Genomic DNA, 26,914 nt, shown 5'->3' on the forward strand with positions numbered 1-26,914 from the left:
ACCCCTTCGCGCGGATTCGTGAAAGTGTCCAAATGTGTCTCGACGTGAACAATTCCTACACGGACAATACCGACAGCCTCAAGTCGCGGCTTGCGCGAAGCTGTAACACGCCCGTCATAATGGACGCTTATCTTGCCGCTCAATTGATCATAGGGCGTTAACGTCCTCAGGAACGTCAGATGAATAATGAAGTGCTAACCCCTGTCGCGATCAAGGATGCCCAGGCCATCCCCGAAGAGCTGGTGCAAACCCCGCCGGACCTGCCCGAGGTTCCGGAGCCGGTGGTCGAGGCTCCAGCCCCGGCCCCTGCGCCAACGCCCGCCGTCGCAGCGCCGAGCCTGGACGACAGCAGCCTGTACATTCATCGCGAACTGTCGCAGCTGCAGTTCAACATCCGCGTGCTGGAACAGGCGCTGGACGAGTCCTACCCGCTGCTCGAACGCCTCAAGTTCCTGCTGATTTTCTCCAGCAACCTCGACGAGTTCTTCGAGATCCGCGTTGCCGGCCTGAAGAAGCAGATCAACTTCGCCCGCGAACTGGCCGGTGCCGACGGCCTGCAGCCCAGCCAGGCACTGGCGCGGATCAGCGAGCTGGTGCACATCGAGGTGGAGCGCCAGTACGCGATCCTCAACGACGTGCTGCTGCCTGAGCTTGAAAAGCACGCCATTCGCTTCATTCGCCGCCGTTACTGGACGCCCAAGCTCAAGGCCTGGGTGCGCCGTTACTTCCGCGACGAGATCGCGCCGATCATCACCCCGATCGGCCTCGACCCAACCCACCCGTTCCCGTTGCTGGTGAACAAGAGCCTGAACTTCATCGTCGAGCTCGAAGGTGTGGACGCCTTTGGCCGCGACTCGGGCCTGGCGATCATCCCGGCACCGCGACTGCTGCCGCGGGTGATTCGTGTGCCGGAAGAGGTGGGCGGCGCAGGCGACAACTACGTGTTCCTGTCGTCGATGATCCATGCCCATGCCGATGACCTGTTCCAGGGCATGAAGGTCAAGGGCTGCTACCAGTTCCGCCTGACCCGAAATGCCGACCTGGCGCTGGACTCCGAAGAGGTCGACGACCTCGCCCGCGCCCTGCGCGGCGAGCTGTTCTCGCGCCGCTATGGTGACGCCGTGCGCCTGGAAGTGGCCGACACCTGCCCGAAACACCTGTCGGACTACCTGCTCAAGCAGTTCAGCCTGAGCGAGAGCGAGCTGTACCAGGTCAACGGCCCGGTCAACCTGACCCGCCTGTTCAGCATCACCGGCCTGGACAGCCACCCGGAGCTGCAGTACACGCCGTTCACCCCGGCTATCCCCAAGCTGCTGCAGAACGCCGACAACATCTTCAGCGTGATCGGCAAGCAGGACATCCTGCTGATGCACCCGTTCGAGTCCTTCACCCCGGTGATCGACCTGCTGCGCCAGGCCGCCAAGGACCCGCACGTGCTCGCCGTGCGCCAGACCCTGTACCGCTCCGGGGCCAACTCGGAAATCGTCGACGCCCTGGTGGACGCGGCGCGTAACGGCAAGGAAGTCACTGCGGTGATCGAGCTGCGGGCACGCTTCGACGAAGAGTCCAACCTGCAGATGGCCAGCCGCCTGCAGGCGGCCGGCGCGGTGGTGATCTACGGGGTGGTGGGCTTCAAGACCCACGCCAAGATGATGCTGATTCTGCGCCGCGAGCAGGGCGAGATCGTTCGCTATGCGCACCTGGGTACCGGCAACTACCACGCCGGCAACGCCCGCTTGTACACCGACTACAGCCTGCTGACCTCCGACGACGCCCTCACCGAGGACGTCGGCAAGCTGTTCAGCCAGCTGATCGGCATGGGCAAGACCCTGCGCATGAAGAAGCTGCTGCACGCGCCGTTCACCCTGAAGAAGGGCATGCTCGACATGATTGCCCGGGAAACCCAGTTCGCCCTGGACGGCAAGCCTGCGCACATCATCGCCAAGTTCAACTCGCTGACCGATGCCAAGGTCATCAAGGCGCTGTACAAGGCCAGCCAGTCAGGCGTGAAGATCGACCTGGTGGTGCGTGGCATGTGCTGCCTGCGCCCGGGCATCCCGGGGGTGTCGCACAACATCCAGGTGCGCTCGATCATCGGCCGCTTCCTGGAGCACACGCGGGTGTTCTACTTCCTCAACGGCGGCGAAGAGCAGATCTACCTGTCCAGCGCCGACTGGATGGAGCGCAACCTCGACAAGCGCGTGGAAACCTGCTTCCCGGTGGAAGGCAAGAAATTGCTGCTGCGGGTGAAGAAGGAGCTTGAGGGCTACCTGACCGACAACACCCACGCTTGGACTCTGCAGCCAGACGGCCGCTACGTGCGTAGCAGCCCGACCGGCAACCAGAACCCGCGCAGTGCCCAGGCGACCCTGCTGGAGCGCCTGAGCAACCCGGTCCTCAACGTACGCTGAGGACGAAGCCGACCCGGGCCAGCCACTCCGCCTCGTTGGCGAAGTCGGCCTGGGTCAGCTGGTTGTTTTCCAGCCAGCCATCAGGGAACACCACGTCAAGGCTGTCTTCACCGGCCTTGAGTTCCACCTTCGGCATCTGCTGGGTGCCACGGATGTGGTGGAACAGGATGGCAAAGCGCAGCAGCACGCACAGGCGAATCAGCTGCACGGCTTCGTCACCGAACTCGGCGAACTTGTCCTTGGGGATGTTGCGACGGTGGCCACGCACCAGCAGGGCCATCATCTGCTGCTCTTCCCGCGAGAACCCGGCAAGGTCGGAGTGCTCGATCAGGTAAGCGCCATGCTTGTGGTAGTGGTAATGGGCGATATCCAAGCCAATTTCGTGGATTTTCGCAGCCCAGCCCAGCAAATCGCGCCAATTTCCGTTTTGTAGCCCCCATGCCTCGGCCACTTGGTCGAAGGCATGCAGCGCCTTGCGCTCAACGCGCGCGGCCTGGCCCTGGTCGGCGTGGTAGCGCTCCATCAACGAATTGAGGGTGCGTTCGCGCACGTCTTCATGGTGGTGACGGCCAAGCAGGTCGAACAGCACGCCTTCACGCAGGGCGCCGTCGCAGTGGTCCATGCGCTGCAGTTCCAGGGCGTCGAAGATCGCCTCGAGAATCGCCAGGCCCGCGGGGAAGATGGTGCGCCGGTCGGGTTTGACGCCGTCAAAGTCGATCTTGTCGACCTCGCCAAGCTTGAAGATCTTGCGCTTGACCCAGGCCAGGCCCTCGGCGTTCACCTCACCGTTGCCAAGGCCGCCGGCCTTGATCGCGGCGCCGATGGCGCGGATGGTGCCGGACGAGCCGATGGCCTCGTCCCAGGTCAGGCGGTGCAGGCCGTTCTCGATGCTCATCAGCTCCAGGCGCGCGGCGGTGTAGGCCTGGGCGTAGCGCGCCGGGGTGATCTTGCCGTCGCGGAAGTAGCGCTGGGTGAAGCTCACGCAGCCCATCTGCAGGCTTTCGCGCAGCAGCGGCTCGAAACGTTGGCCAATGATGAATTCGGTGCTGCCGCCGCCGATGTCGGCGACCAGGCGCTTGCCGGGGGTGTCGGCCAGGGTGTGCGACACCCCGAGGTAGATCAGGCGCGCTTCTTCACGGCCGGAAATGACCTCCACCGGGTGGCCGAGGATGGCCTCGGCGCGCTGGATGAATTCGTTGCGGTTGCGGGCTTCGCGCAGGGCGTTGGTGCCCACGATGCGCACCGAGCCTGCCGGCATGCCGTTGATCAGCTGGGCAAAGCGCTTGAGGCACTCCAGGCCCCGCTCCATGGCTTCTTCGCTGAGCTTGCGCTCTTCGTCGATGCCGGCGGCCAGTTGAACCTTTTCGCCCAGGCGCTCGAGAATACGGATCTCGGTATGGTGAGCCTTGGCCACGACCATGTGGAAACTGTTGGAGCCCAGGTCGATGGCGGCGATCAGGGACAGGTTCTTCGCGGAGGTATGCGGCATTCTGTGTGTTCTCGGTCGGTAACCCGGCAATCGTGCCACGATCCTTGGCTGACGCCAACGCGCACCACACCGGGCCTTGATGCAAGGCAATGTGCCATTCGATGCTATGACACTTGTGTGACAGTTTCGATTCGTGGCGTCTTGCACAACTATAGTTACACTCAATCGTCCGTGACTTCCTGTAGGGCCTGGGTGCGGCTATCATGGGCCACGTTTTTTTGCTTACGACCCTGGAGATATCCATGAGCAGCGATCTGATCAAACACGTCACCGACGCTACCTTCGAAGCCGAAGTCCTGAAGGCCGAAGGCGCAGTACTGGTGGACTACTGGGCTGAATGGTGCGGTCCATGCAAGATGATCGCTCCGGTTCTGGACGACATCGCCGCTGAATACGAAGGCAAGGTGACCATCGCCAAGCTGAACATCGACGAGAACCAGGAAACCCCGGCCAAGAACGGTGTGCGTGGCATTCCGACCCTGATGCTGTTCAAGAACGGCAACGTCGAAGCCACCAAGGTCGGCGCCCTGTCGAAGTCGCAGCTCAAGGCGTTCCTCGACGCCAGCCTGTGATGCGATGAGAAAAAACCCCGCGAAAGCGGGGTTTTTTTTGCCCATGGGGCACCATTTACCCGGTCAAAACCACTAGACGTTGAAAAAAGCAAGTGTTACATTCGGCCTCGCACTGACATTCTAGTGCCCTCTACATGCCGTCGCCGAAGCATCCCCAATTCGAATCAGTACGCGATCCTGTCGCCATCTAGCGGCGCGGCCTCATTAAGCCAATGCTTAATTCTCCCTTCTTACATGATTACGTCACTCCCCTTATGAACCTGACTGAACTCAAGCAAAAGCCGATTACCGATCTTTTGGAAATGGCCGAACAGATGGGCATCGAAAACATGGCCCGTTCGCGCAAACAGGACGTGATTTTCGCCCTGCTGAAGAAGCACGCGAAAAGCGGCGAAGAGATCTCGGGTGACGGCGTGCTGGAGATTCTCCAGGATGGTTTCGGTTTCCTGCGTTCGGCTGATGCGTCCTACCTGGCCGGCCCCGACGACATCTACGTCTCGCCTAGCCAGATCCGCCGTTTCAACCTGCGCACCGGCGACACCATCGTCGGCAAGATCCGCCCGCCGAAGGAAGGGGAGCGTTACTTCGCCCTGCTGAAGGTCGACACCATCAACTTCGACCGCCCGGAAAACGCGAAGAACAAGATCCTGTTCGAAAACCTGACGCCGCTGTTCCCGAACAAGCGCCTGAAGATGGAAGCCGGTAACGGCTCCACCGAAGACCTCACTGGCCGTGTCATCGACCTGTGCGCCCCCATCGGCAAAGGCCAGCGTGGCCTGATCGTCGCGCCGCCGAAAGCCGGTAAGACCATCATGCTGCAGAACATCGCGGCGAACATCACCCGTAACAACCCCGAGTGCCACCTGATTGTCCTGCTGATCGACGAGCGCCCGGAAGAAGTGACCGAAATGCAGCGCACCGTGCGCGGCGAAGTGGTTGCCTCGACCTTCGACGAGCCGCCAACCCGCCACGTGCAGGTTGCCGAAATGGTCATCGAGAAGGCCAAGCGCCTGGTTGAGCACAAGAAAGACGTGGTCATCCTGCTGGACTCCATCACCCGCCTGGCCCGTGCCTACAACACCGTGATCCCAAGCTCCGGCAAGGTGCTCACCGGTGGTGTCGACGCCCATGCCCTGGAGAAGCCAAAGCGCTTCTTCGGCGCTGCGCGTAACATCGAGGAAGGCGGTTCGCTGACCATCATCGCCACCGCGCTGGTAGAAACCGGCTCGAAGATGGACGAAGTGATCTACGAAGAGTTCAAGGGTACCGGCAACATGGAACTGCCCCTGGACCGCCGCATCGCCGAGAAGCGTGTGTTCCCGGCCATCAACATCAACCGTTCCGGCACCCGCCGCGAAGAGCTGCTGACCGCCGACGACGAACTGCAGCGCATGTGGATTCTGCGCAAGCTGCTGCACCCGATGGATGAGATCGCCGCCATCGAGTTCCTGGTCGACAAGCTCAAGCAGACCAAGACCAACGACGAGTTCTTCCTGTCGATGAAGCGCAAGTAAGCGTTTCAGGCTGGAATTGATTGGGGCTGCTTTGCAGCCCATCGCGAGCGTTGCTCGCTCCTACAGGGTTTCACCGCCCTCGTAGGAGCGAGCACAGCTCGCGATGGGTCGCGAAGCGGCCCCAACTCATTTTTGCCCCAACCAACGCCCGAACGGCGCTACACTCTGCACCCCGACCGATACGGCCAACACGAGGCTCATGCATGCAGTATCGCGATTTGCGCGACTTCATCCGTGGCCTGGAACAGCGCGGTGAACTCAAGCGCATCCAGGTTCCGATTTCCCCCGTCCTGGAAATGACCGAGGTCTGCGACCGCACCCTGCGCGCCAAGGGCCCGGCGTTGCTGTTCGAAAAGCCCACTGGCTTCGATATCCCGGTGCTGGGCAACCTGTTCGGTACGCCAGAGCGCGTGGCCATGGGCATGGGCGCCGAGTCGGTCGACGAGTTGCGCGAAATCGGCAAGCTGCTGGCGTTCCTCAAGGAGCCCGAGCCGCCGAAGGGCCTGAAGGACGCTTGGTCCAAGCTGCCGATCTTCAAGAAGGTCGTGTCGATGGCGCCAAAGGTGGTCAAGGACGCGGTGTGCCAGGAAGTGGTGATCGAGGGCGACGATGTCGACCTCGGCCAGTTGCCGATCCAGCATTGCTGGCCGGGCGATGTGGCGCCGCTGATCACCTGGGGCCTCACCGTTACCCGTGGCCCGAACAAGGACCGCCAGAACCTGGGTATCTACCGCCAGCAGGTCATCGGCCGCAACAAGGTAATCATGCGCTGGCTGAGCCACCGTGGCGGCGCGCTGGATTACCGCGAATGGTGTGAGAAGAACCCAGGCCAGCCGTTCCCGGTTGCCGTGGCCCTGGGCGCCGACCCGGCCACCATCCTCGGCGCCGTGACCCCGGTGCCCGACACCCTCTCCGAGTACGCCTTTGCCGGCCTGCTGCGAGGCAACCGCACCGAGCTGGTGAAGTGCCGTGGCAGCAACCTGCAGGTGCCGGCCACTGCCGAGATCATTCTCGAAGGGGTCATCCACCCAGGCGAAATGGCGCCGGAAGGCCCCTATGGCGACCACACCGGCTACTACAATGAAGTGGACAGCTTCCCGGTGTTCACCGTCGAACGCATCACCCATCGGCACAAGCCGATCTACCACAGCACCTACACCGGCCGGCCGCCGGATGAGCCGGCGATCCTCGGTGTGGCGCTGAACGAAGTGTTCGTGCCCATCCTGCAGAAGCAGTTCCCGGAAATCGTCGATTTCTACTTGCCGCCCGAAGGCTGCTCCTACCGCATGGCGGTGGTGACCATGAAGAAGCAGTACCCAGGCCACGCCAAGCGCGTGATGCTGGGTGTGTGGTCGTTCCTGCGACAGTTCATGTACACCAAGTTCGTTATCGTGACCGACGACGACATCAACGCCCGCGACTGGAACGATGTTATCTGGGCCATCACCACGCGCATGGACCCCAAGCGTGATACGGTGATGATCGACAACACGCCGATCGACTACCTGGACTTCGCGTCGCCGGTATCGGGGCTGGGGTCGAAGATGGGCCTGGATGCCACCCACAAGTGGCCGGGCGAGACTACACGCGAATGGGGCCGGGTCATCGTCAAGGACGAGGCCGTCACCCGCCGTATCGATGAGCTGTGGGATCAGTTGGGAATAGATTGATGCAGGTAACGTTGCAGCCGTCCGGGGCGGTGCTGGCGCTCGAACCCGGGGAACGGATCCTGGATGGAGCGCGGCGGCTGGGCTATGACTGCCCGAACAGCTGCCGCAATGGCAATTGCCATGTTTGCGCCGCGTTGCTGGTCGAAGGAAAGGTGCGCCAGAACGGCGAAGTCCGTGACCATGGCGAGTTGTTCACCTGCATTGCCGAACCGCTGGAGGACTGCGTGTTGCTCTGGGATGGTGTGCTCGCCCTGGGCGAGCTGCCAGTGCGCAAGCTGGCGTGCACGGTCAGTGAGTGCGTCGAGGTCGGTGGCGACGTCTGGCGCGTGCGCCTGCGCGCACCTGCCGGCAAGCCGCCGCGCTACCACGCCGGGCAGTACCTGATGATCGAGCGTGAAGGTGGCAAGCCAGCCGCCTTCTCGCTGGCCTCGGCTCCGCACAGCGGGCGTGACCTGGAGCTGCACGTGCTGGGCCGCGAAGCCAGCGCATTGCAGCTGCTGACGCAGTTGCAGCGCGAGCGTGTCGCGCGCATCGAGCTGCCGTTTGGCGATACCCACCTGGCAGAGCTGCCTGACGGGCCGCTGGTGCTGATTGCCGCGGGCACCGGCATGGGCCAGATGCACAGCTTGGTCGAGCATTGCCGCGCCCAGGGCTTCAAGCACCCGGTGCACCTGTACTGGGGCGTGCGCCGCCCGGAAGACTTCTACGCCATCGAGCACTGGGACGAGTGGCAGCGTTTGCCCAACCTGTTCCTGCACAAGGTGGTCAGTGACCTGTGTGATTGGGAAGGGCGCTGCGGGATGCTGCACGAGGCGGTGTGCGAGGACGTTCAGAACCTCAATGCCGTGCACGTGTATGCCAGCGGCTCGCCGAACATGGTGTACGCCACCCTCGACGCCTTGGTCGAGGCCGGTATGGACGCGCACCGCATGCGCGCCGATGTGTTCGCCTACGCCCCACGTGGTTAATAACCGAAGTTTGAAGTAGTGGGTATAAGGCGGTGATTGTTACCGCCTTGGCCATTAACTTTCTCTGCCCTCGAAACAGTACTTTCCAGTCGTCGGAACTTAGCATGAAACTCTGTTCATGGGACTTGAGCATTGCCACCTTTCTATCCTATGGTTACTGCAAGCGCCCATGACGCGGCGGCGCAGGCCGCGTCGCTGGTGGCTCCTGCTTTATGCGTAGTACACAGGGAATAATGGCGGCAGCTTATGTCGGCACTTGAAAGTTTGTCCTGGAAAGTTTCCTACCCTCCGACGCTCGACTTCGGTCAACAACTGACCCGTGAGCAATTGTTTACCTCCATGCAGTCGACCATGGCGCGTCATCAGGGCGGGCCGGTGTGGCTGTTTGCCTATGGTTCATTGATCTGGCGCCCGGAGTGCAACTCGGTGGAGCGCCAGCGTGCGCGGGTACATGGTTATCACCGGGGTTTGTACCTGTGGTCGCACGAGCACCGCGGCACGCCGGAAATCCCCGGCCTGGTGTTCGGGCTGGACCGCGGCGGTTCCTGCAGCGGCTTTGCCTATCGGCTGGAGGAGAGCAACCTCGATGATTCGCTGATGGCGCTGTGGCAACGGGAGATGCCCTATCCGGCGTACCGGCCGCATTGGCTCAGTTGCCGGTTGGGGGATGGCAGCAAGGTGCAGGCGCTCGGTTTCGTGCTGGAGCGGCATCTGCCGTGCTATGCGGGGAATTTGCCGGATACCTTGCTGAGCCAGATTCTGGCCAGTGCCAAGGGGCGTTATGGCACCACGCAGGATTACGTCGAGCAGACCCTGAACGCGCTGCGCACCCACCAGATGCCCGATCGCAACCTGGAGGCACGCTTCAAGCGCTGCCGCGGCTAACCCCGTTGCCTCACACGGTCCCCCGTAGGAGCGAGCGCAGCTCGCGATGGGCTGCAGTGCAGCCCCGGCGATATCGGCTGTGAAGCTGAAAACCCTGGGCCGCTTCGCGCCCCATCGCGAGCTACGCTCGCTCCTACCAGGGGTTGCCGCGGCTGGGCCTGGCCTACGTGGCCAGAACCACCAACTTACCCACAGCCTTGCGCTGGGCCAGCTGTTCAATCGCAGCCCCCGCCTCGGCCAGTGGATAAGTCTGGGACACCAGCGGCTTCAACTTGCCTTCGGCATGCCAGGCAAACAGCTGCTGGAAGTTCGCCGCATTGTCCTGCGGCTGGCGCTGGGCAAAGGCGCCCCAGAACACCCCTAGCACCGCAGCGCCCTTGAGCAGCACCAGGTTGGCCGCCATCTGCGGGATGCTGCCGCTGGCAAACCCCACCACCAGCAGCCGCCCTTGCCACGCCAGCCCGCGCACGGCCTGGTCAAACAGCTGGCCACCCACCGGGTCGTAGATCACATCCACGCCCTGGCCACCGGTCAGGCGCTTGATTTCCTCCTTGAGGCTGGCCTGGCTGTAGTCGATCAACTCATCGGCGCCGGCAGCCTTGGCCACGGCGAGCTTTTCCGCGCTGCTGGCCGCGGCAATCACTTTTGCACCCATGGCCTTGCCGATTTCCACCGCCGCCAGGCCGACGCCGCCGGAAGCCCCCAGCACCAGCAGGGTTTCCCCTGGCTGCAACTGGCCGCGCTGCTTGAGTGCATGCATCGAGGTGCCGTAGGTCATGCCGAAGGCCGCAGCGGTGGCGAAATCCATGCTCTGGGGAATCGGCATCAGGTTGTAATGCGGCACCGCTACCTGCTCGGCGAACGCCCCCCAGCCAGTCAGGGCCATGACCCGGTCGCCCACCTTGAAGGCACCGGCGTGCTCGCCAACGGCGGCGATTACCCCGGCAGCCTCGCCGCCCGGCGAGAACGGTAGCGGCGGCTGGAATTGGTATTTGCCTTCGATGATCAGCGTATCGGGAAAATTGACCCCCGCCGCCTGCACATCGAGCAGCACCTCGTTCTTTTTCGGCACCGGGCTGGCCACGTCTTCAAGTACCAGGTCGCGGGCCGGGCCGAGGGTTTTGCACAACACAGCTTTCATTGGGGCTATTCCTTTGCGTGTGGTGGCCGATAAGTGTAGGAAGGCAGCCTGGCGGGTCAACGAGCATGGCTCACCCTGATGGGCGGGCATAAGTGCTGGCACAAGCCCGGGCTTGGGTTTGCGCCGCAGGCTGGGTAAGCTGGCGCCACTTGTACTGAGGAGCGAATTCGTGAAAGCGTGGATCTTGATGGTAATGGCCCTGATGCTGCCGGCGGCGGCCATGGCCGAAGAAGCCAAGGAAGGGGAGGCCAACAAGGTCGCCTATATCAGCCTCAGCCCACCCTTCGTCGGCAACTATGCCCTCGACGGCGGCCCGAAACTGCGCGTCTACAAGGCCGACGTAGCCCTGCGCGTGACCGGCGACGCCGCTGCTGCCGCGGTCAAGCACCAGGAACCGCTGATCCGCAACCAGCTGGTGGCACTGTTCGCCCAGCAGGGTGTGGACGACATGAGCAATGTCGATGCCAAGGAAAAACTGCGCCAGGAAGCGCTGAAACAGGTGCAGCAGGTGATGGAGTCGGAAGAGGGCAAGCCGATTGTCGAGGATCTGCTGTTCAATAACCTGATTGTGCAGTGATTTGGCAGTTCATTCGGCGTCTATGGCGTAGGAGAAATCTATCTTTCCTGTAGGTCTGCCTATTTTCGACTTGTGATGTCTCAGCCACGCTAGATTGCGGATGGTCTGTGGATATTCGAGAGAAGTTGGCAATGCCATTGAGGTTCCAGCCGAAGGAAGCGACTGTGCTGATGTGCGATTTCTCAGGCTTTCAGGTGCCTGAGATGGTCAAGGTGCGGCCAGTCGTTGTTCTGCGCAAACATAGCCACAATCAGCAACTGGTCACGATAGTACCGCTGAGTACGACGGAGCCTGAACGCTTGGCAAGGCACCATGTTGTACTGCCCAGCTACCTGCCCGGAGCGGCTTCGGCTTGTTGGGCCAAGTGCGACATGGTGTACACCGTCTCCCTCTGCCGATTGGACAGATGTCGTATCAAGACCCGCCGTGGGAGTGGCCGGGAGTATGTTGTCCTGACGATGCAGCCTGACCACTTCGCTGCGGTGCGTGCGGCAGTCGGCCTGGCGCTAGGGATCACACATTCGGCAACAGTACCGCCAGTTGTCAGGGGCGTTCAGGATGCACCATACTGAGTGCGTTCCCGAAAGGGGCTTGTGAGACTCTGCGGATCCTGGTCAATCCAGCAATTACAGAGCCGGGCAGGTAAAAGGCGATAACAAGCCATACCTGCCTGTGAGTAGGGCGCCGCAAGGCGCCCTTTGTCATTGTGGGTACCACGTATCAGCGCGCTAGCGCGATGATCGCCGCCCACTGTTCCTCGGTCACCGGCATCACCGACAGCCGCGTGCCTTTCTGCACCAGCGGCAACTCGGCCAGTGCACTCTGCTGCTTGAGCAAACCCAGCCCCAACACCTGCCGGAAGGTTTTCACATGGGCCACATCCACGGCGCTCCAGGGGTTCTTCTCGGCATTGGCCTTGGCGTCGAAGTAATGGCTGTGCGGGTCCAGTGCGGTTGGGTCCGGGTAAGCCGCTGCGGTGATGCGGGCGATTCCGGCAATGCCTGGCTGCGGGCAGCTGGAGTGGTAGAAGAAGAACTCATCGCCTACGCTCATGGCCCGCAGGAAATTGCGCGCCTGGTAGTTGCGTACGCCGTCCCAGCGCGCCTCGCCCAGGCGGCCCAGGGCTTCGATCGAGAGCTCGTCGGGCTCGGATTTCATCAGCCAATAGGCCATGGATACTGCTCCTGAAAAGGTTTGAAATAACCTGTTGCACGAAACCGACAGCCGGTTGGCGTCAACGTTTGCGTGAAGGCTCAGGTTGTCGGAAAATGCGCCGATTTTAAAGCTAGACGCTCCGGCGGCACCCAGAAGGTCGCCGAGCCTGAACGTATGCCTAGGGGGGCATTCTTCGATGAATCAACGCAAACCGGATCTGCTGTGGATCCTGGTCTTCATCTTTGGTCTTGGTGTGGTGACCACCGGTTATGCCCAGGGTTTCTGGGAGCGCAAGCTCGACGACGCCTATCAGTCCCAGGTCGATGCCAGCCAGCCGAAACGCTGATTCCCCCTTCGCCAACCCATTCAGTTCGGCGCCAGGTACCAGCCCCGGTCGCTGACCGTGCCCTGTAGCGGTACATCCCAACTGGCCTGCGCCAGTCGCTCGACCTTCTGGCATTCATGCGCCAGCCCCAGCAACAGCGGCTTTTTCCACGTCTTGCGGCGTGCCTGGTAGGCCAGGCTGCGGTCGTAGAAGCCACCGCCCATGCCCAGCCGCCCGCCTGCTTCATCGAACCCCACCAATGGCAGCAGGATCAGGTCAAGTGCCCAGATCGGGCGCTGGCGCTTGCGGTCGGTAACCGGCTCTGGAATACGGAAGCGGTTGCGCTTGAGTTTTTCACCCTGCTCGAACTGCTGGAACACCATGCGCGTGCGCGGCCAGGCATGCAGCACCGGCAGGTAGGTGCGCTTGCCCCGGCGCTGGGCCTCGCGCAGCAAAAGACGCGGGTCTATTTCACCGTCGTTGGGCAGGTACAGGGCGATGTGCCGGGCGCGGCGGAACAGCGGGTTCTGCGCCAGCTGACGGTACAGGCCGAGTGCGGCCTGGCGTTGCTGGGCCGGTGTCAGCGCGCGGCGAGCGTTGCGCAACAGGCGACGCAGCTGGGGACGGGTAAGCGGCGCACTTTCGGTCATGGCACGAGCGTTCCCAGCGGGTCGGATTACCCGCCAAGGCTGGCGGGCAAGAAGAATCAGGCTCCCCGATAAGACCGCTATCGGTGTAGCCCTTGAACCCGAAAGTTCAAGGTGGAGATTGCAGGGGGCGTTAAGGCTTTCCGTCGGGCGGACATGCACACCGGCCCCAGCGTGCAACCCCCGTGGTTGTGCGTATCGGCTCAGGGACATAACCGACTGGCGCATCCCCCAGGGAGTGGCGCCAGTATACCAATCTCAGCCGTTTTTGGTACCCGCATCGTCGGACAAAGCCTGATCGACCCGCTCCAGCAGGTCGCGCACCTGTTCACGGCTGGTGCCACTCACCGGCGCGTCGCTGCGGTCTTCCTGGCGATGGAGCATCTCGTGGGTGATGTTCAAGGCTGCCATCACGGCAATCCGGTCGGCACCGATCACCTTGCCGCTGCTGCGGATCTCGCGCATCTTGCCGTCCAGGTAACGCGCCGCGCTGACCAGGTTGTTGCGCTCCTCAGGCGGGCAGATGATCGAGTATTCCTTGTCGAGGATCTGCACGGTGACGCTATTGCTTGAACTCATGAGTCTTGCTCCAGGGCCTTCAGGCGTAAAATCATCGACTCGACCTTGCGCTTGGCGATTTCGTTCTTTTCGATGAGGTGGGCGCGCTCCTCGCGCCAGGATTTTTCCTGAGCTACTAGGAGTGCATTTTGCCGTTTTAGTTGCTCGATGCGCTCAATCAGCAACTCGAACCGGCTCATCAGCGCTTGCAGATCGTTCTCTTGCGTGGGTTGCACTCAGTTCGCTCCGTCGTTGATACACCCGGCGATGATGCCTCGCCCTGCGCGGTGGCGGCCAGTGCCGATGGTCTTGGCGCGCCTGCCGATGCTAGGATACAAGGTCTTCATTCTAGTCAAATGCGCCTCTTGGCGCCTAGCCGACCATGCCTAATACCCAATCGCCCTACACCGCTTTCGCCGCCTTGCTGTCGAGCAATGGCCACCCTGTTTCCCCTGCCGAACTGCACGGCCTGCTGATTGGCCGTAGCTGCGCCGGTGCCGGCTTCGATGCCGACGGCTGGTTGGCCGATGCCGCCGGCGTGCTGGAGAACGAACCGCAAGACACCGTGCGCGCCGCACTGCTGGGCCTGCAAGAGATGGTCAAGGCCGAGCTCACCGGCGAAGACATCGCCATCGTCCTGCTGCTGCCGGGCGACGAAACCGCACTCACCGAACGCGCCACCGCGTTGGGCCAGTGGTGCCAGGGCTTCATCACCGGCTTCGGGCTGAACGCCGGTGGCAAGGACCTGTCCACCGATGCCAAGGAGGTGCTGCAGGACCTGGTCGCCATTTCCCAGGTTCAGGAAGCCCTCGAAGAATCCGAAGACGGCGAAAGCGACTACATGGAGGTCATGGAGTACCTGCGCGTCGCACCGCTGCTGCTGTACACGGAGCTGGCCGCGCCTGCCGCACCCGCGCCAAAACCTTCGCTGCACTGATCAACCGGGGGTAGTTCTGCCCATGAGCCACATACCCAAGGCCGAGTATGCCCGTCGGCGCAAGGCGCTGATGGCGCAGATGGTCCCCAACAGCATCGCCATCCTGCCCGCTGCCGCGGTTGCCATCCGCAACCGCGACGTCGAGCACGTGTACCGCCAGGACAGCGACTTCCAGTACCTCAGCGGCTTCCCCGAGCCTGAGGCGGTGATTGCGCTGATTCCCGGGCGCGAGCACGGCGAGTACGTGCTGTTCTGCCGTGAGCGCAACCCCGAACGCGAGCAGTGGGACGGCCTGCGTGCCGGCCAGGAAGGCGCGGTGCGCGAGTTTGGCGCCGACGATGCGTTTCCCATCACCGACATCGACGAAATCCTGCCGGGCCTGATCGAAGGCCGAGAGCGGGTGTACAGCGCCATGGGCAGCAACCCCGAATTCGACCGCCGGCTGATGGACTGGATCAATGTGATCCGCTCCAAGGCACGCCTCGGCGCCCAGCCGCCGAACGAATTCGTTGCGCTGGATCACCTGCTGCACGACATGCGCCTGTATAAATCAGCCGCGGAAGTGAAAGTGATGCGCACCGCCGCGGATATTTCCGCGCGCGCCCATGTGCGGGCCATGCAGGCCTGCCGCGCCGGGCTGCACGAATACAGCCTGGAAGCCGAGCTGGACTACGAGTTCCGCAAGGGCGGAGCGAAGATGCCGGCCTACGGCTCGATCGTCGCCGCCGGGCGCAACGGTTGCATCCTGCACTACCAGCAGAACGACGCCCCGCTCAAGGACGGTGACCTGGTACTGATCGACGCCGGCTGCGAAATCGACTGCTACGCCAGCGACATCACCCGCACCTTCCCGGTCAGCGGGCGGTTCTCGCCGGAGCAGAAGGCCATCTACGAGCTGGTGCTCGCGGCCCAGGCCGCAGCCTTTGCCGAGATTGCCCCAGGCAAGCACTGGAACCACGCCCACGAGGCGACGGTGCAGGTCATTACCGAAGGGTTGGTGGCACTGGGGCTGCTCAAGGGCGAGGTGCAGGCGCTGATCGACAGCGAGGCCTACCGCGCGTTCTACATGCACCGTGCCGGGCACTGGCTGGGCATGGATGTGCACGATGTGGGCGAATACAAAGTCGGTGGCGAGTGGCGGGTGCTGGAACCGGGCATGGCGCTGACCGTCGAGCCGGGCATCTACATCGCGGCCGACAACCAGGATGTGGCGAAGAAATGGCGCGGCATCGGCATCAGGATCGAGGACGACGTGGTGGTCACCAAACAAGGGTGTGAAATCCTGACTTCAGGGGTGCCGAGGACAGTGGCCGAGATCGAGGCGCTGATGCAGGCCGCCCGTAAGGACGCGGCATGAACCGGGTCAACCTGGCGATCATCGGCGGTGGGCTGGTGGGCGCAAGCCTGGCCCTGGCCCTGCAGGCCGGTGCCAAGGCACGTGGCTGGAAGATCCTGCTGATCGAGCCGTTCGCCCCGGGCGACAGCTTCCAGCCCAGCTACGATGCGCGCTCTTCGGCGCTGTCGTTCGGCACCCAGCAAATCTACCAGCACCTGGGCCTGTGGCAGGCGATCGGCACGCGCGCCGAGCCGATCCGCCAGATTCACGTGTCCGACCGTGGCCGCTTCGGCAGTACCCGCCTGGATGCACGGGAAGAGGGGGTGCCGGCGCTGGGCTACGTGGTGGAGAACGCCTGGCTTGGCCAGTGCCTGTGGCAAGGCCTGGACCCTGAGGTGGTGAGCTGGCGTTGCCCGGCCGAAGTGAAGGCCATGCAGGCCGTCGAGGGCGGTTATCGCCTGATGCTGGACGACGACACCAGCCTGGAGTGCGACCTGGCGGTGCTGGCCGATGGCGGCCGTTCGGGCTTGCGCGAACAGCTGGGCATCCATGTGCGCCGCACGCCTTACGAGCAAAGCGCACTGATCGCCAACATCACCCCGGGCGAAGCCCACGGCGGGCAGGCCTTCGAGCGTTTCACCGAGCAAGGCCCGATGGCCTTGCTGCCGCTGCCGGAGAACCGCTGTGCGTTGGTCTGGACCCGCCAGGGCATGGATGCCAAGCGCCTGGCCGAGATCGACGAGCGCAGTTTCCTGCGCGAGCTGCAGCAGGCCTTCGGCTATCGCCTGGGGGCCCTGCGCCAGGTCGGTGTCCGGCACCTGTACCCGCTGGCGCTGGTCGAGGCCCAGGAGCAGGTGCGCCCGCACCTGGTGGTGCTGGGCAACGCCGCCCACAGCTTGCACCCGATTGCCGGGCAGGGCTTCAACTTGTCGCTGCGGGACGTGCAGGCGCTGGCCGATGCCTTGCTCGCCGGTGCCCAGCACCCGGGCGAGCTGGCCACGCTGCAGGCCTACCACCAGCGCCAGCGCCTCGACCAGGCCCTGACCATCGGTTTTTCCGACCAGGTGACCCGCCTGTTCGGCAGCCGCCAGCCGCTGCTGGCGGCCGGGCGCAACCTGGGGCTGCTTGGCCTCGATCTGCTGCCACCGGCGAAAAGCTGGTTCGCCCGCCAGGCCATGGGCCTGGGCACGCGCCCCGACCAGCGGGGCCAGGCATGAGCAACCCGCGCAGGCTGGCGCGCCGGGCGCGGATGTTGCGCTGGCTGCTGAACCTCTACCCACCGTACCTGGGCGCTGGCATCCGCATCCAGCACATCAGCCCGGACATGCGCAGCGTCAAGGTGTGCATGAAGCTGACCCGCTGGAACCGCAATTACGTCGGCACCCAGTTTGGTGGCAGCCTGTACTCGATGGTCGACCCGTTCTACATGCTGTTACTGATCGAGCAGTTGGGCCGCGAGTACATCGTCTGGGACAAGGCCGCCAGCATCGACTTCATCGCCCCGGGCAAAGGCCCGGTGTATGCCGAATTCCACGTCGATGACGCTTTGCTTGAGGAAATCCGCCAGCAAACCGCCACCGGCAAGAAGTACCTGCCGCGTGTGCAGGTCGATATCCGCGACGAAGCTGGCGAGCTGGTGGCGCGGGTCGATAAAACCCTATACGTGCGGCTCAAGCCGCAAGCGAGGCAGGCGTAAGGCATGGAAATGCGCGCGGATGTTTTGATTGTCGGTGCCGGTATGGTCGGCAGCGCCCTGGCCCTGGCCTTGCGCCACAGTGGCCTGAACATGCTCCTGCTCGATGGCGGCCCGCTGTCGGTCAAACCGTTCGATGCCCAGGCGGCATTCGAGCCGCGGGTCAGTGCCCTGTCGGCGGCCAGCCAGCGCATTCTCGAGCGCCTGGGCGCCTGGGATGGCATTGCCGGGCGCCGAGTGTCGCCGTATTCCCACATGCACGTCTGGGATGGCAGCGGCACCGGGCAGATCCACTTCTCGGCGGCCAGCGTGCATGCCCAGGTGCTCGGCCATATCGTCGAGAACCGGGTGGTGCAGGATGGCTTGCTTGAGCGCCTGCACGACAGCGACGTCGGCCTGCTGCCCAATGCCCGCCTGGAGCAGCTGCGCCGCTCCGGCGACGAATGGCTGCTGACGTTGGCCGACGGCCGTCGCCTGCGCACACCGCTGGTGGTGGCCGCCGACGGCGCCAATTCGGCCGTGCGCCGCCTGGCCGGCTGCCCGACCCGCGAATGGGACTACCTGCACCACGCCATCGTCACCAGTGTGCGCTGCAGCGCCGCGCACCAGGCCACCGCCTGGCAGCGCTTCACCGACGAGGGGCCGCTGGCGTTCCTGCCGTTGTCGCGCGATGGCCGGCAGGACTGGTGCTCGATCGTCTGGTCGACCACCCCGGAGCAGGCCGAGCAGGTCATGACGCTGGACGACGACGCCTTCCTCAAGGCCCTGGAGCGCGCCTTCGAGGGCCGTTTGGGTGAGGTGCTGGAAGCTGACCCGCGTGTTTGCGTGCCGCTGCGCCAGCGCCATGCCAAGCGTTACGTGGACGAAGGCCTGGTGCTGATCGGCGATGCCGCGCACACCATCCACCCGCTGGCCGGCCAGGGCGTGAACCTGGGCTTTCTCGATGCCGCCGTGCTGGCCGAGGTGCTGCAAGGCGCCTGCGAGCGCGGTGAGCGGCTGGCCGACGTGAAGGTGCTGAGCCGTTATGAACGCCGGCGCATGCCGCACAACCTGGCGCTGATGGCGGCGATGGAAGGCTTCGAGCGGCTGTTCCAGGCCAACCCGTTGCCGCTGCGCTGGTTGCGCAACAGCGGGTTGAAGCTGGTGGAGCAGATGCCGGAGGCCAAGGCGCTGTTCGTGCGCCAGGCGCTGGGCCTTACCGGCGACCTGCCGGAGCTGGCCAAACCCTGATAGTGCTGAATGGCGCCTTGTAGGAGCGGGCTTGCCCCGCGAACACCGGCACAGCCGGTGCCATGCACCGCGCCGTCTGCTTCGCGGGGCAAGCCCGCTCCTACAGGGGCGTTGTTGTTGCTGCCTTTGCAACATCCGGTAACTGCGCGGTAGATGAGCCGGAAAATGGGATTCACTACCATTTGCGCCTCTCACACGATCCGAGGAGCGCTTTCCATGTTGCCACGCAAGCCCCTACTGGCCGCCCTGGCCCTGACCTTGTTCGGCGGCACCGCCCAGGCGGCTGACGAGGTGGTGGTGTACTCCTCGCGCATCGACGAGCTGATCAAGCCGGTGTTCGACGCCTACACCGCCAAGACCGGGGTCAAGATCAAGTTCATCACCGACAAGGAAGCCCCGCTGATGCAGCGCATCAAGGCCGAGGGCGAGAACGGCGTGGCCGACCTGCTGCTCACCGTCGATGCCGGCAACCTCTGGCAGGCCGAACAAATGGGCATCCTGCAGCCGATCAAGTCGGCCGTCATCGACCAGAACATCCCGCCGCAGTACCGCGCCTCGTCCCATGACTGGACCGGCCTGAGCCTGCGCGCGCGCACCATCGTCTACTCCACCGAGCGGGTCAAGCCAGCGGAGCTGACCACCTACGAAGCCCTGGCCGACAAGCACTGGGAAGGCCGCCTGTGCCTGCGCACGGCGAAAAAGGTCTACAACCAGTCGCTGACCGCCACATTGATCGAGAACCACGGCGAGGCCAAGGCCGAGCAAATCGTCAAAGGCTGGGTCAACAACCTGTCCACCGATGTGTTCTCCGACGACAACGCGGTGATCCAGGCCATCGAGGCCGGGCAGTGCGATGTTGGCGTGGTCAACACCTACTACTACGGCCGCCTGCATGCGCAGAACCCGAAGCTGCCGGTGAAACTGTTCTGGCCCAACCAGGGGGACCGTGGCGTGCACGTGAACCTCTCGGGTATCGGCCTGACCAAGCATGCGCCGCACCCGGAGGCGGCGACGAAGCTGGTGGAATGGATGACCGGCGAGCAAGCGCAGAAGCTGTTCGCCGACATCAACCAGGAGTTCCCGGCCAACCCGAAGGTCAAGCCGTCCGAGGAAGTGGCGGCCTGGGGTAACTTCAAGGCCGACAGCATTCCGGTGGAAGTGGCCGGCAAGCGCCAGGCCGAGGCCATTCGCCTGATGGACCGGGCTGGCTGGAACTGAGTTAACCTGCTGCGGCCCTTTCGCGGGGCAAGCCCGTTCCTACACGCCCCTGTAGGCGCGGGCTTGCCCCGCGAACGACCGCGCAGCGGTCGCCATCGCAACCGAGATCCGAACCTTGCCCCACACCCCCCAACGCCGCTGGTACCTCCCGGTCAGCCTGACCGCCGCCCTGGTGCTCCTGCCGCTGAGCGTGCTGCTGCTGGCCTGGCAGTCGGTCGACCTGCAAATCTGGTCGCACCTGCTCGACACGCAAATGACCCGCCTGCTGGGCAATACCGCCACCCTGGTCGCCGGCGTGGGCCTGGGCGTGACCGTACTCGGCGTCAGCCTGGCCTGGCTCACCAGCCTCTGCGAATTCCCCGGCCGCCGTTGGCTCGACTGGGCACTGATGCTGCCCTTCGCCATTCCCGCCTACGTGCTGGCCTTCGTCTTCGTTGGCCTGCTGGATTTCGCAGGCCCCGTGCAAAGCGCCCTGCGCGAGGTGTTCGGCCCCATGCGCCTGCCACGGGTACGTTCCACCGGCGGGGTGATCGTCGTCCTGGTGCTGGTGTTCTACCCCTACGTCTACCTGTTGGCGCGTAGCGCGTTCCTGGCCCAGGGCAAGGGGCTGATGGAAGCTGCACGGGTACTCGGCCTGTCACCGCTGCAGGCTTTCTGGCGGGTCGCCCTGCCCATGGCGCGCCCGGCCATCGGTGCCGGCATCGCCCTGGCGCTGATGGAAACCCTGGCTGATTTCGGCGCCGTGGCGGTGTTCAACTTCGACACCTTCACCACGGCGATCTACAAGACCTGGTATGGCTTCTTCAGCCTGTCCAGCGCTGCCCAGCTGGCCAGCTTGCTGTTGCTGGCGGTGATGCTGGTGCTCTACGGCGAGCGCCGGGCCCGCGGCGCCACCCGCAGTGGCAACGAACGCCCGCGTGGGCAGGCGCTGTACCACCTGCGCGGCTTCAAGGCGCTGCTGGCCAGCGGCTGGTGCCTGCTGGTGTTTGCCTGCGCCTTTGTCATCCCGCTGCTGCAACTGCTGGTGTGGTGCTGGCAGCGCGGCCGGCACGACCTGGACGAGCGCTACGTGGGGCTGGTGCTGCACACCCTGTACCTGGGCGGCATGGCCGCGCTGCTAACCGTGTGTGTGGCAATGTTGCTGGCGTTCGCCCGGCGCCAGGCGCCGACCGCCGGCATCCGCGCTGGGGTTGGCCTGGCCAACCTGGGGTACGCCCTGCCGGGCTCGGTGCTGGCGGTGTCGATCATGCTGGCGTTCAGCTACCTGGACAACCAGCTGGTGATTCCGCTGTCCACCTGGCTTGGCGGTGCCGGCAAGCCTTTGCTGCTCGGCAGCGTCGCAGCCTTGTTGCTGGCCTACCTGGTGCGCTTCATCGCTGTCGCCTATGGCCCGCTGGAAAGTAGCCTGGCGCGCATCCGCCCGTCGTTGCCGGAGGCCTCGCGCAGTTTGGGCGTGGGCGGCACAGGTTTGTTTTTCAGGGTGTATCTGCCGCTGCTCGTTCCCGGTGCGCTCAGCGCGGCGCTGCTGGTGTTCGTCGACGTGCTCAAGGAAATGCCGGCGACCTTGCTGATGCGCCCGTTCGGCTGGGACACCCTTGCAGTACGGGTGTTCGAGATGACCAGCGAAGGCGAGTGGGCACGGGCCTCGCTGCCAGCGCTGACCCTGGTACTGGTCGGCTTGTTGCCGGTCATCGGCCTGATCCGCCGTTCGGCGCGCCGCCCGGGTCACAGTCACTGAGGATGCCAGCGTGCGCCCTTGCGGCTACAATGCGCGGCATTCGCGCGACGGGTCCTACAAGAAGAGCTGACGATCAAACGTCATCGACCGCCGCCGCTTCGCCACGCCCGGAAGGAGAAACCCATGGGACAGCGCACGCTTTTATACGACTTGCACCTGGCGCTTGGCGCCAAGACGGTCGATTTCGGTGGCTGGGACATGCCACTGCACTATGGCTCGCAGGTCGAGGAGCACCACCAGGTGCGTAGCGACTGCGGGGTGTTCGATGTTTCCCACATGACGGTCATCGACATCGCCGGCAGCGGCGCCACGCCCTGGCTGCAACGCCTGCTGGCCAATGACGTGGCCCGCCTCGATGCCACCGGCAAGGCCCTGTACAGCCCGCTGCTCAACGATAACGGCGGGGTCATCGACGACCTGATCGCCTACCGTACCGACAGCGGTTACCGCCTGGTCACCAATGCCGCCACCCGGGCCAAGGTGCTCGACTGGCTGCGCCTGCAAAGCAATGGTTTCGAGGTGGCCATCCAGGCCCGCCCAGACCTGGCCATCCTTGCCATCCAGGGCCCCCACGCCCGGGAAAAGGTCGCTGCCCTGCTCAGCGCCGCGCGTGCGGCGTTGATTCGCGAATTACGCCCGTTCGAGGGCGTGGCCGAGGGCGACTGGTTCATCGCCCGCACCGGCTACACCGGTGAGGACGGGCTGGAAATCATCTTGCCGGGCGATCAGGCCGTGGCTTTCTTCAACGACCTGGTCGGCGCGGGTATCGCACCCAGCGGCCTGGGCGCACGCGACACCCTGCGCCTTGAGGCCGGCATGAACCTCTACGGCCAGGACATCGACGAACTTCACACCCCGCTGACCTCCAACCTGGGCTGGTGCATCGCCTGGGAACCGGCCGCGCGCAACTTCATCGGCCGCACCGCGCTGCTGGCCGAAATCGAGCAAGGCGTGCAGGGCAAGCTGGTCGGCCTGGTACTTGAGGAACGCGGTGTTCTGCGCGCCCATCAGGTCGTTCGTGTCGCTGGGATTGGCGAAGGGGAGATCACCAGTGGTAGTTTCTCGCCTACGCTGAGCAAGTCCATTGCCTTGGCGCGCCTGCCCATGGCCACCGGCGACCGCGCCGAGGTCGAGATTCGTGGCAAGTGGTACCCGGTGCGGGTGGTCAAGCCGACCTTCGTGCGCCACGGCAAGATTCTGATCTGAACATTAAACGGCGGGCCGAACCGCTGACCCAAACGAGGAATACTACACATGAGCCAAATCCCCGCCGATCTGCGTTTTGCCGAGAGCCATGAATGGGCGCGCCTGGAAGCCGACGGCACCGTGACCGTGGGTATCAGCGACCACGCCCAGCAAGCCCTGGGTGACGTGGTGTTCGTTGAACTGGCCGAAGTCGGCAAGGTATTCGCTGCTGGCGACGCTGCTGGCGTGGTCGAGTCGGTCAAGGCCGCTTCCGATATCTATGCCCCGGTCGGCGGTGAAGTGATCGCGGTCAACGAAGAGCTGGCTGACAGCCCTGAGTTGCTCAACGAAGAACCTTATGAGTCGTGGATCTTCAAGCTCAAGCCAAGCGACAAGGCCGAGCTGAACAAGCTGCTCGATGCCGCTGGCTACCAGGCCCTGATCGGCGAGTAAATCCGCGTCGCCTGGTTTGCTGCCGGGCGGCTTTCCACGCGCTGGCAGTAAGCCTGGTAGGAGCGAGCGCAGCTCGCGATGGGCTGCAACGCAGCCCCGGCATCCTGTGCCGCGAAGCTGAAAACTCGGGGCCGCTGCGCGCCCCATCGCGAGCTATGCTCGCTCCTACCAGGCTGGCGCCAACCTTGTGGGCCCAAGCTGTGCGAAAAGGGCCAGGCCTGCATACGCAACAAACCCCGCACAATCGGCAATCCTTCCTAGACTTATAAGTCTCCATGAGACTAGGTCCAGGAAGAGAGCGTCGTCATGTCCCAATCGCCATCCCTGCATCACCTGCAAGATCTCAACCCGTTTCTGCACCGCCATCTGGGCCCTGATGCCGCGGAGCAGCAGGCCATGCTCGATGCCTTGGGCCTGAAGCAGCGCAGCGAGCTGATCGAGCAAACCGTGCCGCCGGCCATCCGCTTCAACCGCGCCCTCGACCTGCCCCCGGCCCTGGATGAGCAGGCCGCACTGGCCAAGCTTGCCGGGTATGCCGGGCAGAACCAGGTTTGGACCAGCCTGATCGGCATGGGCTACCACGGCACCGTCACGCCCACGGTGATCCTGCGCAACGTGCTGGAAAACCCCGGCTGGTACACCGCCTACACGCCTTACCAACCCGAGATCGCCCAAGGCCGGCTGGAGGCGCTGCTGAACTTCCAGCAGATGGTCATCGACCTCACCGCGCTGCCCCTGGCCAATGCCTCCTTGCTCGACGAAGCCACCGCCGCCGCCGAGGCCATGGCCCTGGCCAAGCGGGTGGCACGCAACAAGAGCAACGCCTTCTTCGCCGACCAACACTGCCACCCGCAAACCTTGTCGGTGCTCAAGACCCGCGCCGAAGGCTTTGGCTTCGAGCTGATCGTCGACGCTGTGGATAACCTGGCCAAGCACTCGGTTTTCGGTGCGTTGCTGCAATACCCGGACACCCACGGCGAAGTACGCGACCTGCGGCCGCTGATCGACCAGTTGCACAGCCAACAAGCCCTGGCCTGCGTGGCTGCCGACCTGCTCAGCCTGGCGCTGCTGGCGCCGCCAGGTGAGCTGGGCGCGGACGTGACCCTGGGTTCGACCCAGCGCTTCGGCGTGCCCATGGGCTACGGCGGCCCGCATGCGGCCTACTTCGCCTGCCGCGACGACTACAAGCGCGCCATGCCCGGGCGCATCATCGGCGTGTCCCGCGATGCCCGCGGCAACACCGCCCTGCGCATGGCCCTGCAAACCCGTGAGCAACACATTCGCCGCGAAAAGGCCAACTCGAACATCTGCACGGCCCAGGTGCTGCTGGCCAACATGGCCGGTTTCTATGCGGTGTACCACGGCCCCGACGGCCTGCGGCGCATCGCCCAGCGTGTGCATCGGTTGACCTTCGTGCTGGCGGCTGGCCTTGAGGCCAAGGGCATCAAGCGCCTCAATGCGCATTTCTTCGACACCCTGACCCTGGACGTGGGCGGGGCCCAGGCGGCGATCATCGAAAGCGCTGAAGACGCGCGCATCAACCTGCGCATCCTCGGGCGTGGGCACCTGGGCGTGAGCCTGGACGAAACCTGCAACGAAGCCACCGTGCTGCGTTTGTTCGATATCTTCCTGGGCGTGGATCACGGCCTGGACATCGCCGCCCTCGACCAGCAAGCCATGCCTGAGGGCATCCCCGCCGCGCTGGTGCGGCGCACGCCGTTCCTCGAACACCCGGTGTTCAACCTGCACCACAGCGAAACCGAGATGCTGCGCTACCTCAAGCAGCTGGAAAACAAGGACCTGGCACTGAACCAGTCGATGATCCCGCTTGGCTCCTGCACCATGAAGCTCAATGCCACCAGCGAGATGATCCCCATTACCTGGCCCGGCTTCGCCCAGTTGCACCCCTTCGTCCCGGCAGCGCAGGCCGCCGGCTACAAGGCGATGATCGACGAACTGGAACGTTGGTTGTGCGCCATCACCGGCTTCGACGCGATCTGCATGCAACCCAACTCCGGCGCCCAGGGTGAGTATGCCGGGCTGATGGCCATTACCCGCTACCACCGCAGCCGTAACCAGCCCCAGCGCACCCTGTGCCTGATTCCGTCATCGGCCCATGGCACCAACCCGGCCTCGGCGCAGATGGCCGGCATGGAGGTGGTGATCGTGGAATGCGACGATCACGGCAACGTCGACCTGGCGGACCTCAAGGCCAAGGCCCTGGCTGCCGGGGACAAGTTGTCCTGCCTGATGGTCACCTACCCCTCGACCCATGGTGTCTACGAAGAGGGCATTCGCGAAATCTGCGAGGTGGTGCACCAGCAGGGGGGCCAGGTGTACATGGACGGCGCCAACCTCAACGCCCAGGTCGGCCTGGCACGGCCGGCAGACATGGGCGCCGATGTGTCGCACATGAACCTGCACAAGACCTTCTGCATTCCCCATGGCGGTGGTGGGCCGGGCATGGGGCCGATCGGCATTGGCGCGCACCTCAAGCCCTTCGTCGCCAGCCACCCGGTGGTGCCGGTGCCAGGGCTGGAGCCGACCAACAGCGCCGTCAGCGCCGCGCCCTGGGGCAGTGCGAGCATTCTGCCGATCAGCTGGATGTACATTGCCATGATGGGCCCGCAATTGGCCGATGCCAGTGAGGTGGCGATCCTTTCGGCCAATTACCTGGCCAATCGGCTGGGTGGCGCCTTCCCGGTGTTGTACCGCGGGCGCAACGGGCGCGTGGCGCATGAGTGCATTCTTGACCTGCGCCCGCTCAAGGCGCAGACCGGTATCACCGAGGAAGACGTTGCCAAGCGCCTGATGGACTACGGCTTCCATGCCCCGACCATGTCGTTCCCGGTGCCTGGCACCCTGATGGTCGAGCCGACCGAAAGCGAGTCGAAGGCTGAACTGGACCGCTTCGTCGAAGCGATGCTGGCGATCCGTGCCGAGATCGGCGAGGTGCAGCAGGGCAACTGGCCGGCTGAGGACAACCCGCTCAAGCATGCACCGCACACCCTGGCGGATGTGCTGGGGCCGTGGAACCGGCCGTACAGTCTGGAACAGGCGGTGGCGCCCAGTGCCCACGTGCGCCAGCACAAGTATTGGCCGGCGGTGAACCGGGTCGACAATGTGTATGGGGACCGGAACCTGTTCTGTGCCTGTGTACCGGTGGCGGATTACCGGTAGGGCTTGAGTCTGTACGGGATGCTTCGCGGCGT

25 protein-coding genes and 1 other RNA gene are annotated in these 26,914 nt (G+C 64.1%); 19 read left to right on the top strand and 7 right to left on the bottom strand.

Features of this window, described 5'->3' with window-relative positions; translation table 11 throughout:
* Nucleotides 1-179 precede the first annotated feature (179 nt).
* Entirely contained in the window at nucleotides 180-2,411 is a 2,232-nt protein-coding gene (ppk1, locus tag F3J45_RS19915) for a polyphosphate kinase 1 (RefSeq protein WP_167066675.1), read from the top strand.
* On the opposite strand, the gene ppx is transcribed toward ppk1, so the two are convergent.
* Nucleotides 2,398-3,900: an exopolyphosphatase gene (gene ppx, locus F3J45_RS19920; RefSeq protein ID WP_167066678.1), complete on the bottom strand. Its 1,503-nt coding sequence runs from the start codon at nucleotides 3,898-3,900 to the stop codon at nucleotides 2,398-2,400. The genes ppk1 and ppx overlap by 14 nt on opposite strands.
* Before the next feature lie 242 nt (nucleotides 3,901-4,142).
* Here ppx and trxA point away from each other — a divergent pair, with 242 nt between their 5' ends.
* From trxA to F3J45_RS19945, 5 genes are all read left to right on the top strand, one after another.
* Entirely contained in the window at nucleotides 4,143-4,472 is a 330-nt protein-coding gene (gene trxA / locus F3J45_RS19925) for a thioredoxin TrxA (RefSeq protein WP_167066681.1), read from the top strand.
* A gap of 254 nt (nucleotides 4,473-4,726) precedes the next feature.
* On the top strand, nucleotides 4,727-5,986 hold the full coding sequence (rho, locus tag F3J45_RS19930; RefSeq protein WP_003253661.1) for a transcription termination factor Rho: 1,260 nt from the start codon (nucleotides 4,727-4,729) through the stop codon (nucleotides 5,984-5,986).
* 203 nt (nucleotides 5,987-6,189) lie between these two features.
* Nucleotides 6,190-7,656: a 4-hydroxy-3-polyprenylbenzoate decarboxylase gene (gene ubiD, locus F3J45_RS19935; protein WP_085676409.1), complete on the top strand. Its 1,467-nt coding sequence runs from the start codon at nucleotides 6,190-6,192 to the stop codon at nucleotides 7,654-7,656.
* Nucleotides 7,656-8,624 carry a CDP-6-deoxy-delta-3,4-glucoseen reductase gene (locus F3J45_RS19940; protein ID WP_167066684.1) on the top strand — a complete coding sequence of 323 codons (969 nt, stop codon included), beginning with the start codon at nucleotides 7,656-7,658 and terminating at the stop codon, nucleotides 8,622-8,624. The genes ubiD and F3J45_RS19940 overlap by 1 nt, the downstream gene beginning before the upstream one ends.
* A gap of 246 nt (nucleotides 8,625-8,870) precedes the next feature.
* A complete protein-coding gene (locus F3J45_RS19945; protein WP_167066687.1) occupies nucleotides 8,871-9,509 on the top strand; it encodes a gamma-glutamylcyclotransferase in 639 nt (212 codons plus the stop codon).
* A 163-nt stretch (nucleotides 9,510-9,672) separates the two neighbouring features.
* On the opposite strand, the gene F3J45_RS19950 is transcribed toward F3J45_RS19945, so the two are convergent.
* A complete protein-coding gene (locus F3J45_RS19950) occupies nucleotides 9,673-10,650 on the bottom strand; it encodes an NADPH:quinone oxidoreductase family protein (protein ID WP_167066690.1) in 978 nt (325 codons plus the stop codon).
* Between the two features lie 169 nt (nucleotides 10,651-10,819).
* Between F3J45_RS19950 and F3J45_RS19955 the strand changes: the two genes are divergently transcribed.
* Nucleotides 10,820-11,227 carry a flagellar basal body-associated protein FliL gene (locus tag F3J45_RS19955; RefSeq protein WP_167066693.1) on the top strand — a complete coding sequence of 136 codons (408 nt, stop codon included), beginning with the start codon at nucleotides 10,820-10,822 and terminating at the stop codon, nucleotides 11,225-11,227.
* A gap of 170 nt (nucleotides 11,228-11,397) precedes the next feature.
* Nucleotides 11,398-11,799, top strand: a complete 402-nt coding sequence (locus tag F3J45_RS30550) for a type II toxin-antitoxin system PemK/MazF family toxin (RefSeq protein ID WP_370526432.1) — start codon at nucleotides 11,398-11,400, stop codon at nucleotides 11,797-11,799.
* 148 nt (nucleotides 11,800-11,947) lie between these two features.
* Here F3J45_RS30550 and F3J45_RS19965 read toward each other — a convergent pair whose 3' ends face one another.
* Nucleotides 11,948-12,400, bottom strand: a complete 453-nt coding sequence (locus F3J45_RS19965) for an EVE domain-containing protein (protein ID WP_167066696.1) — start codon at nucleotides 12,398-12,400, stop codon at nucleotides 11,948-11,950.
* Nucleotides 12,401-12,578: 178 nt separating this feature from the next.
* Between F3J45_RS19965 and F3J45_RS19970 the strand changes: the two genes are divergently transcribed.
* Nucleotides 12,579-12,728, top strand: coding sequence for a hypothetical protein (locus tag F3J45_RS19970; RefSeq protein WP_167066699.1), 150 nt, complete (start codon nucleotides 12,579-12,581; stop codon nucleotides 12,726-12,728).
* A 20-nt stretch (nucleotides 12,729-12,748) separates the two neighbouring features.
* Here the strand turns inward: F3J45_RS19970 and F3J45_RS19975 are convergent, their stop codons facing one another.
* The 4 genes from F3J45_RS19975 to F3J45_RS19990 form a co-directional block, all read right to left on the bottom strand.
* Nucleotides 12,749-13,357, bottom strand: coding sequence for a 5-formyltetrahydrofolate cyclo-ligase (locus tag F3J45_RS19975; protein WP_167066702.1), 609 nt, complete (start codon nucleotides 13,355-13,357; stop codon nucleotides 12,749-12,751).
* A 58-nt stretch (nucleotides 13,358-13,415) separates the two neighbouring features.
* Nucleotides 13,416-13,595: non-coding RNA, 6S RNA (gene ssrS / locus F3J45_RS19980), on the bottom strand.
* Nucleotides 13,596-13,612: 17 nt separating this feature from the next.
* Entirely contained in the window at nucleotides 13,613-13,933 is a 321-nt protein-coding gene (locus F3J45_RS19985; protein WP_079230148.1) for a cell division protein ZapA, read from the bottom strand.
* Nucleotides 13,930-14,112, bottom strand: a complete 183-nt coding sequence (locus tag F3J45_RS19990; protein WP_031322377.1) for a TIGR02449 family protein — start codon at nucleotides 14,110-14,112, stop codon at nucleotides 13,930-13,932. The genes F3J45_RS19985 and F3J45_RS19990 overlap by 4 nt, the downstream gene beginning before the upstream one ends.
* A 182-nt stretch (nucleotides 14,113-14,294) precedes the next feature.
* On the opposite strand from F3J45_RS19990, the gene F3J45_RS19995 reads away from it, so the two are divergent.
* The 10 genes from F3J45_RS19995 to gcvP all read left to right on the top strand — a co-directional run bounded on the left by F3J45_RS19995 (nucleotide 14,295) and on the right by gcvP (nucleotide 26,882).
* Nucleotides 14,295-14,849 carry a YecA family protein gene (locus F3J45_RS19995; protein ID WP_167066704.1) on the top strand — a complete coding sequence of 185 codons (555 nt, stop codon included), beginning with the start codon at nucleotides 14,295-14,297 and terminating at the stop codon, nucleotides 14,847-14,849.
* A 22-nt stretch (nucleotides 14,850-14,871) separates the two neighbouring features.
* Nucleotides 14,872-16,206 (top strand): Xaa-Pro aminopeptidase, encoded by a 1,335-nt coding sequence (gene pepP, locus F3J45_RS20000; RefSeq protein ID WP_167066707.1) that lies wholly within the window; start codon nucleotides 14,872-14,874, stop codon nucleotides 16,204-16,206.
* Nucleotides 16,203-17,402: a 2-octaprenyl-6-methoxyphenyl hydroxylase gene (gene ubiH / locus F3J45_RS20005; RefSeq protein ID WP_167066709.1), complete on the top strand. Its 1,200-nt coding sequence runs from the start codon at nucleotides 16,203-16,205 to the stop codon at nucleotides 17,400-17,402. The genes pepP and ubiH overlap by 4 nt, the downstream gene beginning before the upstream one ends.
* A complete protein-coding gene (locus tag F3J45_RS20010; RefSeq protein WP_167066713.1) occupies nucleotides 17,399-17,881 on the top strand; it encodes a DUF4442 domain-containing protein in 483 nt (160 codons plus the stop codon). Before ubiH ends, F3J45_RS20010 begins: the two co-directional genes overlap by 4 nt.
* A 9-nt stretch (nucleotides 17,882-17,890) precedes the next feature.
* The gene (locus tag F3J45_RS20015; RefSeq protein ID WP_205300614.1) at nucleotides 17,891-19,108 is read left to right on the top strand and encodes a 2-octaprenyl-3-methyl-6-methoxy-1,4-benzoquinol hydroxylase; all 1,218 of its coding nucleotides are present in this window, start codon (nucleotides 17,891-17,893) and stop codon (nucleotides 19,106-19,108) included.
* A gap of 216 nt (nucleotides 19,109-19,324) precedes the next feature.
* Entirely contained in the window at nucleotides 19,325-20,326 is a 1,002-nt protein-coding gene (locus F3J45_RS20020) for an extracellular solute-binding protein (protein ID WP_167066719.1), read from the top strand.
* 115 nt (nucleotides 20,327-20,441) lie between these two features.
* Complete coding sequence (locus tag F3J45_RS20025) at nucleotides 20,442-22,064, top strand: iron ABC transporter permease (RefSeq protein WP_167066722.1); 1,623 nt, start codon at nucleotides 20,442-20,444, stop codon at nucleotides 22,062-22,064.
* Between the two features lie 123 nt (nucleotides 22,065-22,187).
* Nucleotides 22,188-23,270 carry a glycine cleavage system aminomethyltransferase GcvT gene (gene gcvT / locus F3J45_RS20030; protein WP_167066725.1) on the top strand — a complete coding sequence of 361 codons (1,083 nt, stop codon included), beginning with the start codon at nucleotides 22,188-22,190 and terminating at the stop codon, nucleotides 23,268-23,270.
* 48 nt (nucleotides 23,271-23,318) lie between these two features.
* Complete coding sequence (gcvH, locus tag F3J45_RS20035; protein ID WP_167066728.1) at nucleotides 23,319-23,702, top strand: glycine cleavage system protein GcvH; 384 nt, start codon at nucleotides 23,319-23,321, stop codon at nucleotides 23,700-23,702.
* 306 nt (nucleotides 23,703-24,008) lie between these two features.
* Nucleotides 24,009-26,882 (top strand): aminomethyl-transferring glycine dehydrogenase, encoded by a 2,874-nt coding sequence (gene gcvP, locus F3J45_RS20040; protein WP_167066731.1) that lies wholly within the window; start codon nucleotides 24,009-24,011, stop codon nucleotides 26,880-26,882.
* Nucleotides 26,883-26,914 lie beyond the last annotated feature (32 nt).

The sequence above is a fragment of the Pantoea sp. Ap-967 genome, assembly GCF_011752565.1.
Classification (GTDB): domain Bacteria; phylum Pseudomonadota; class Gammaproteobacteria; order Pseudomonadales; family Pseudomonadaceae; genus Aquipseudomonas.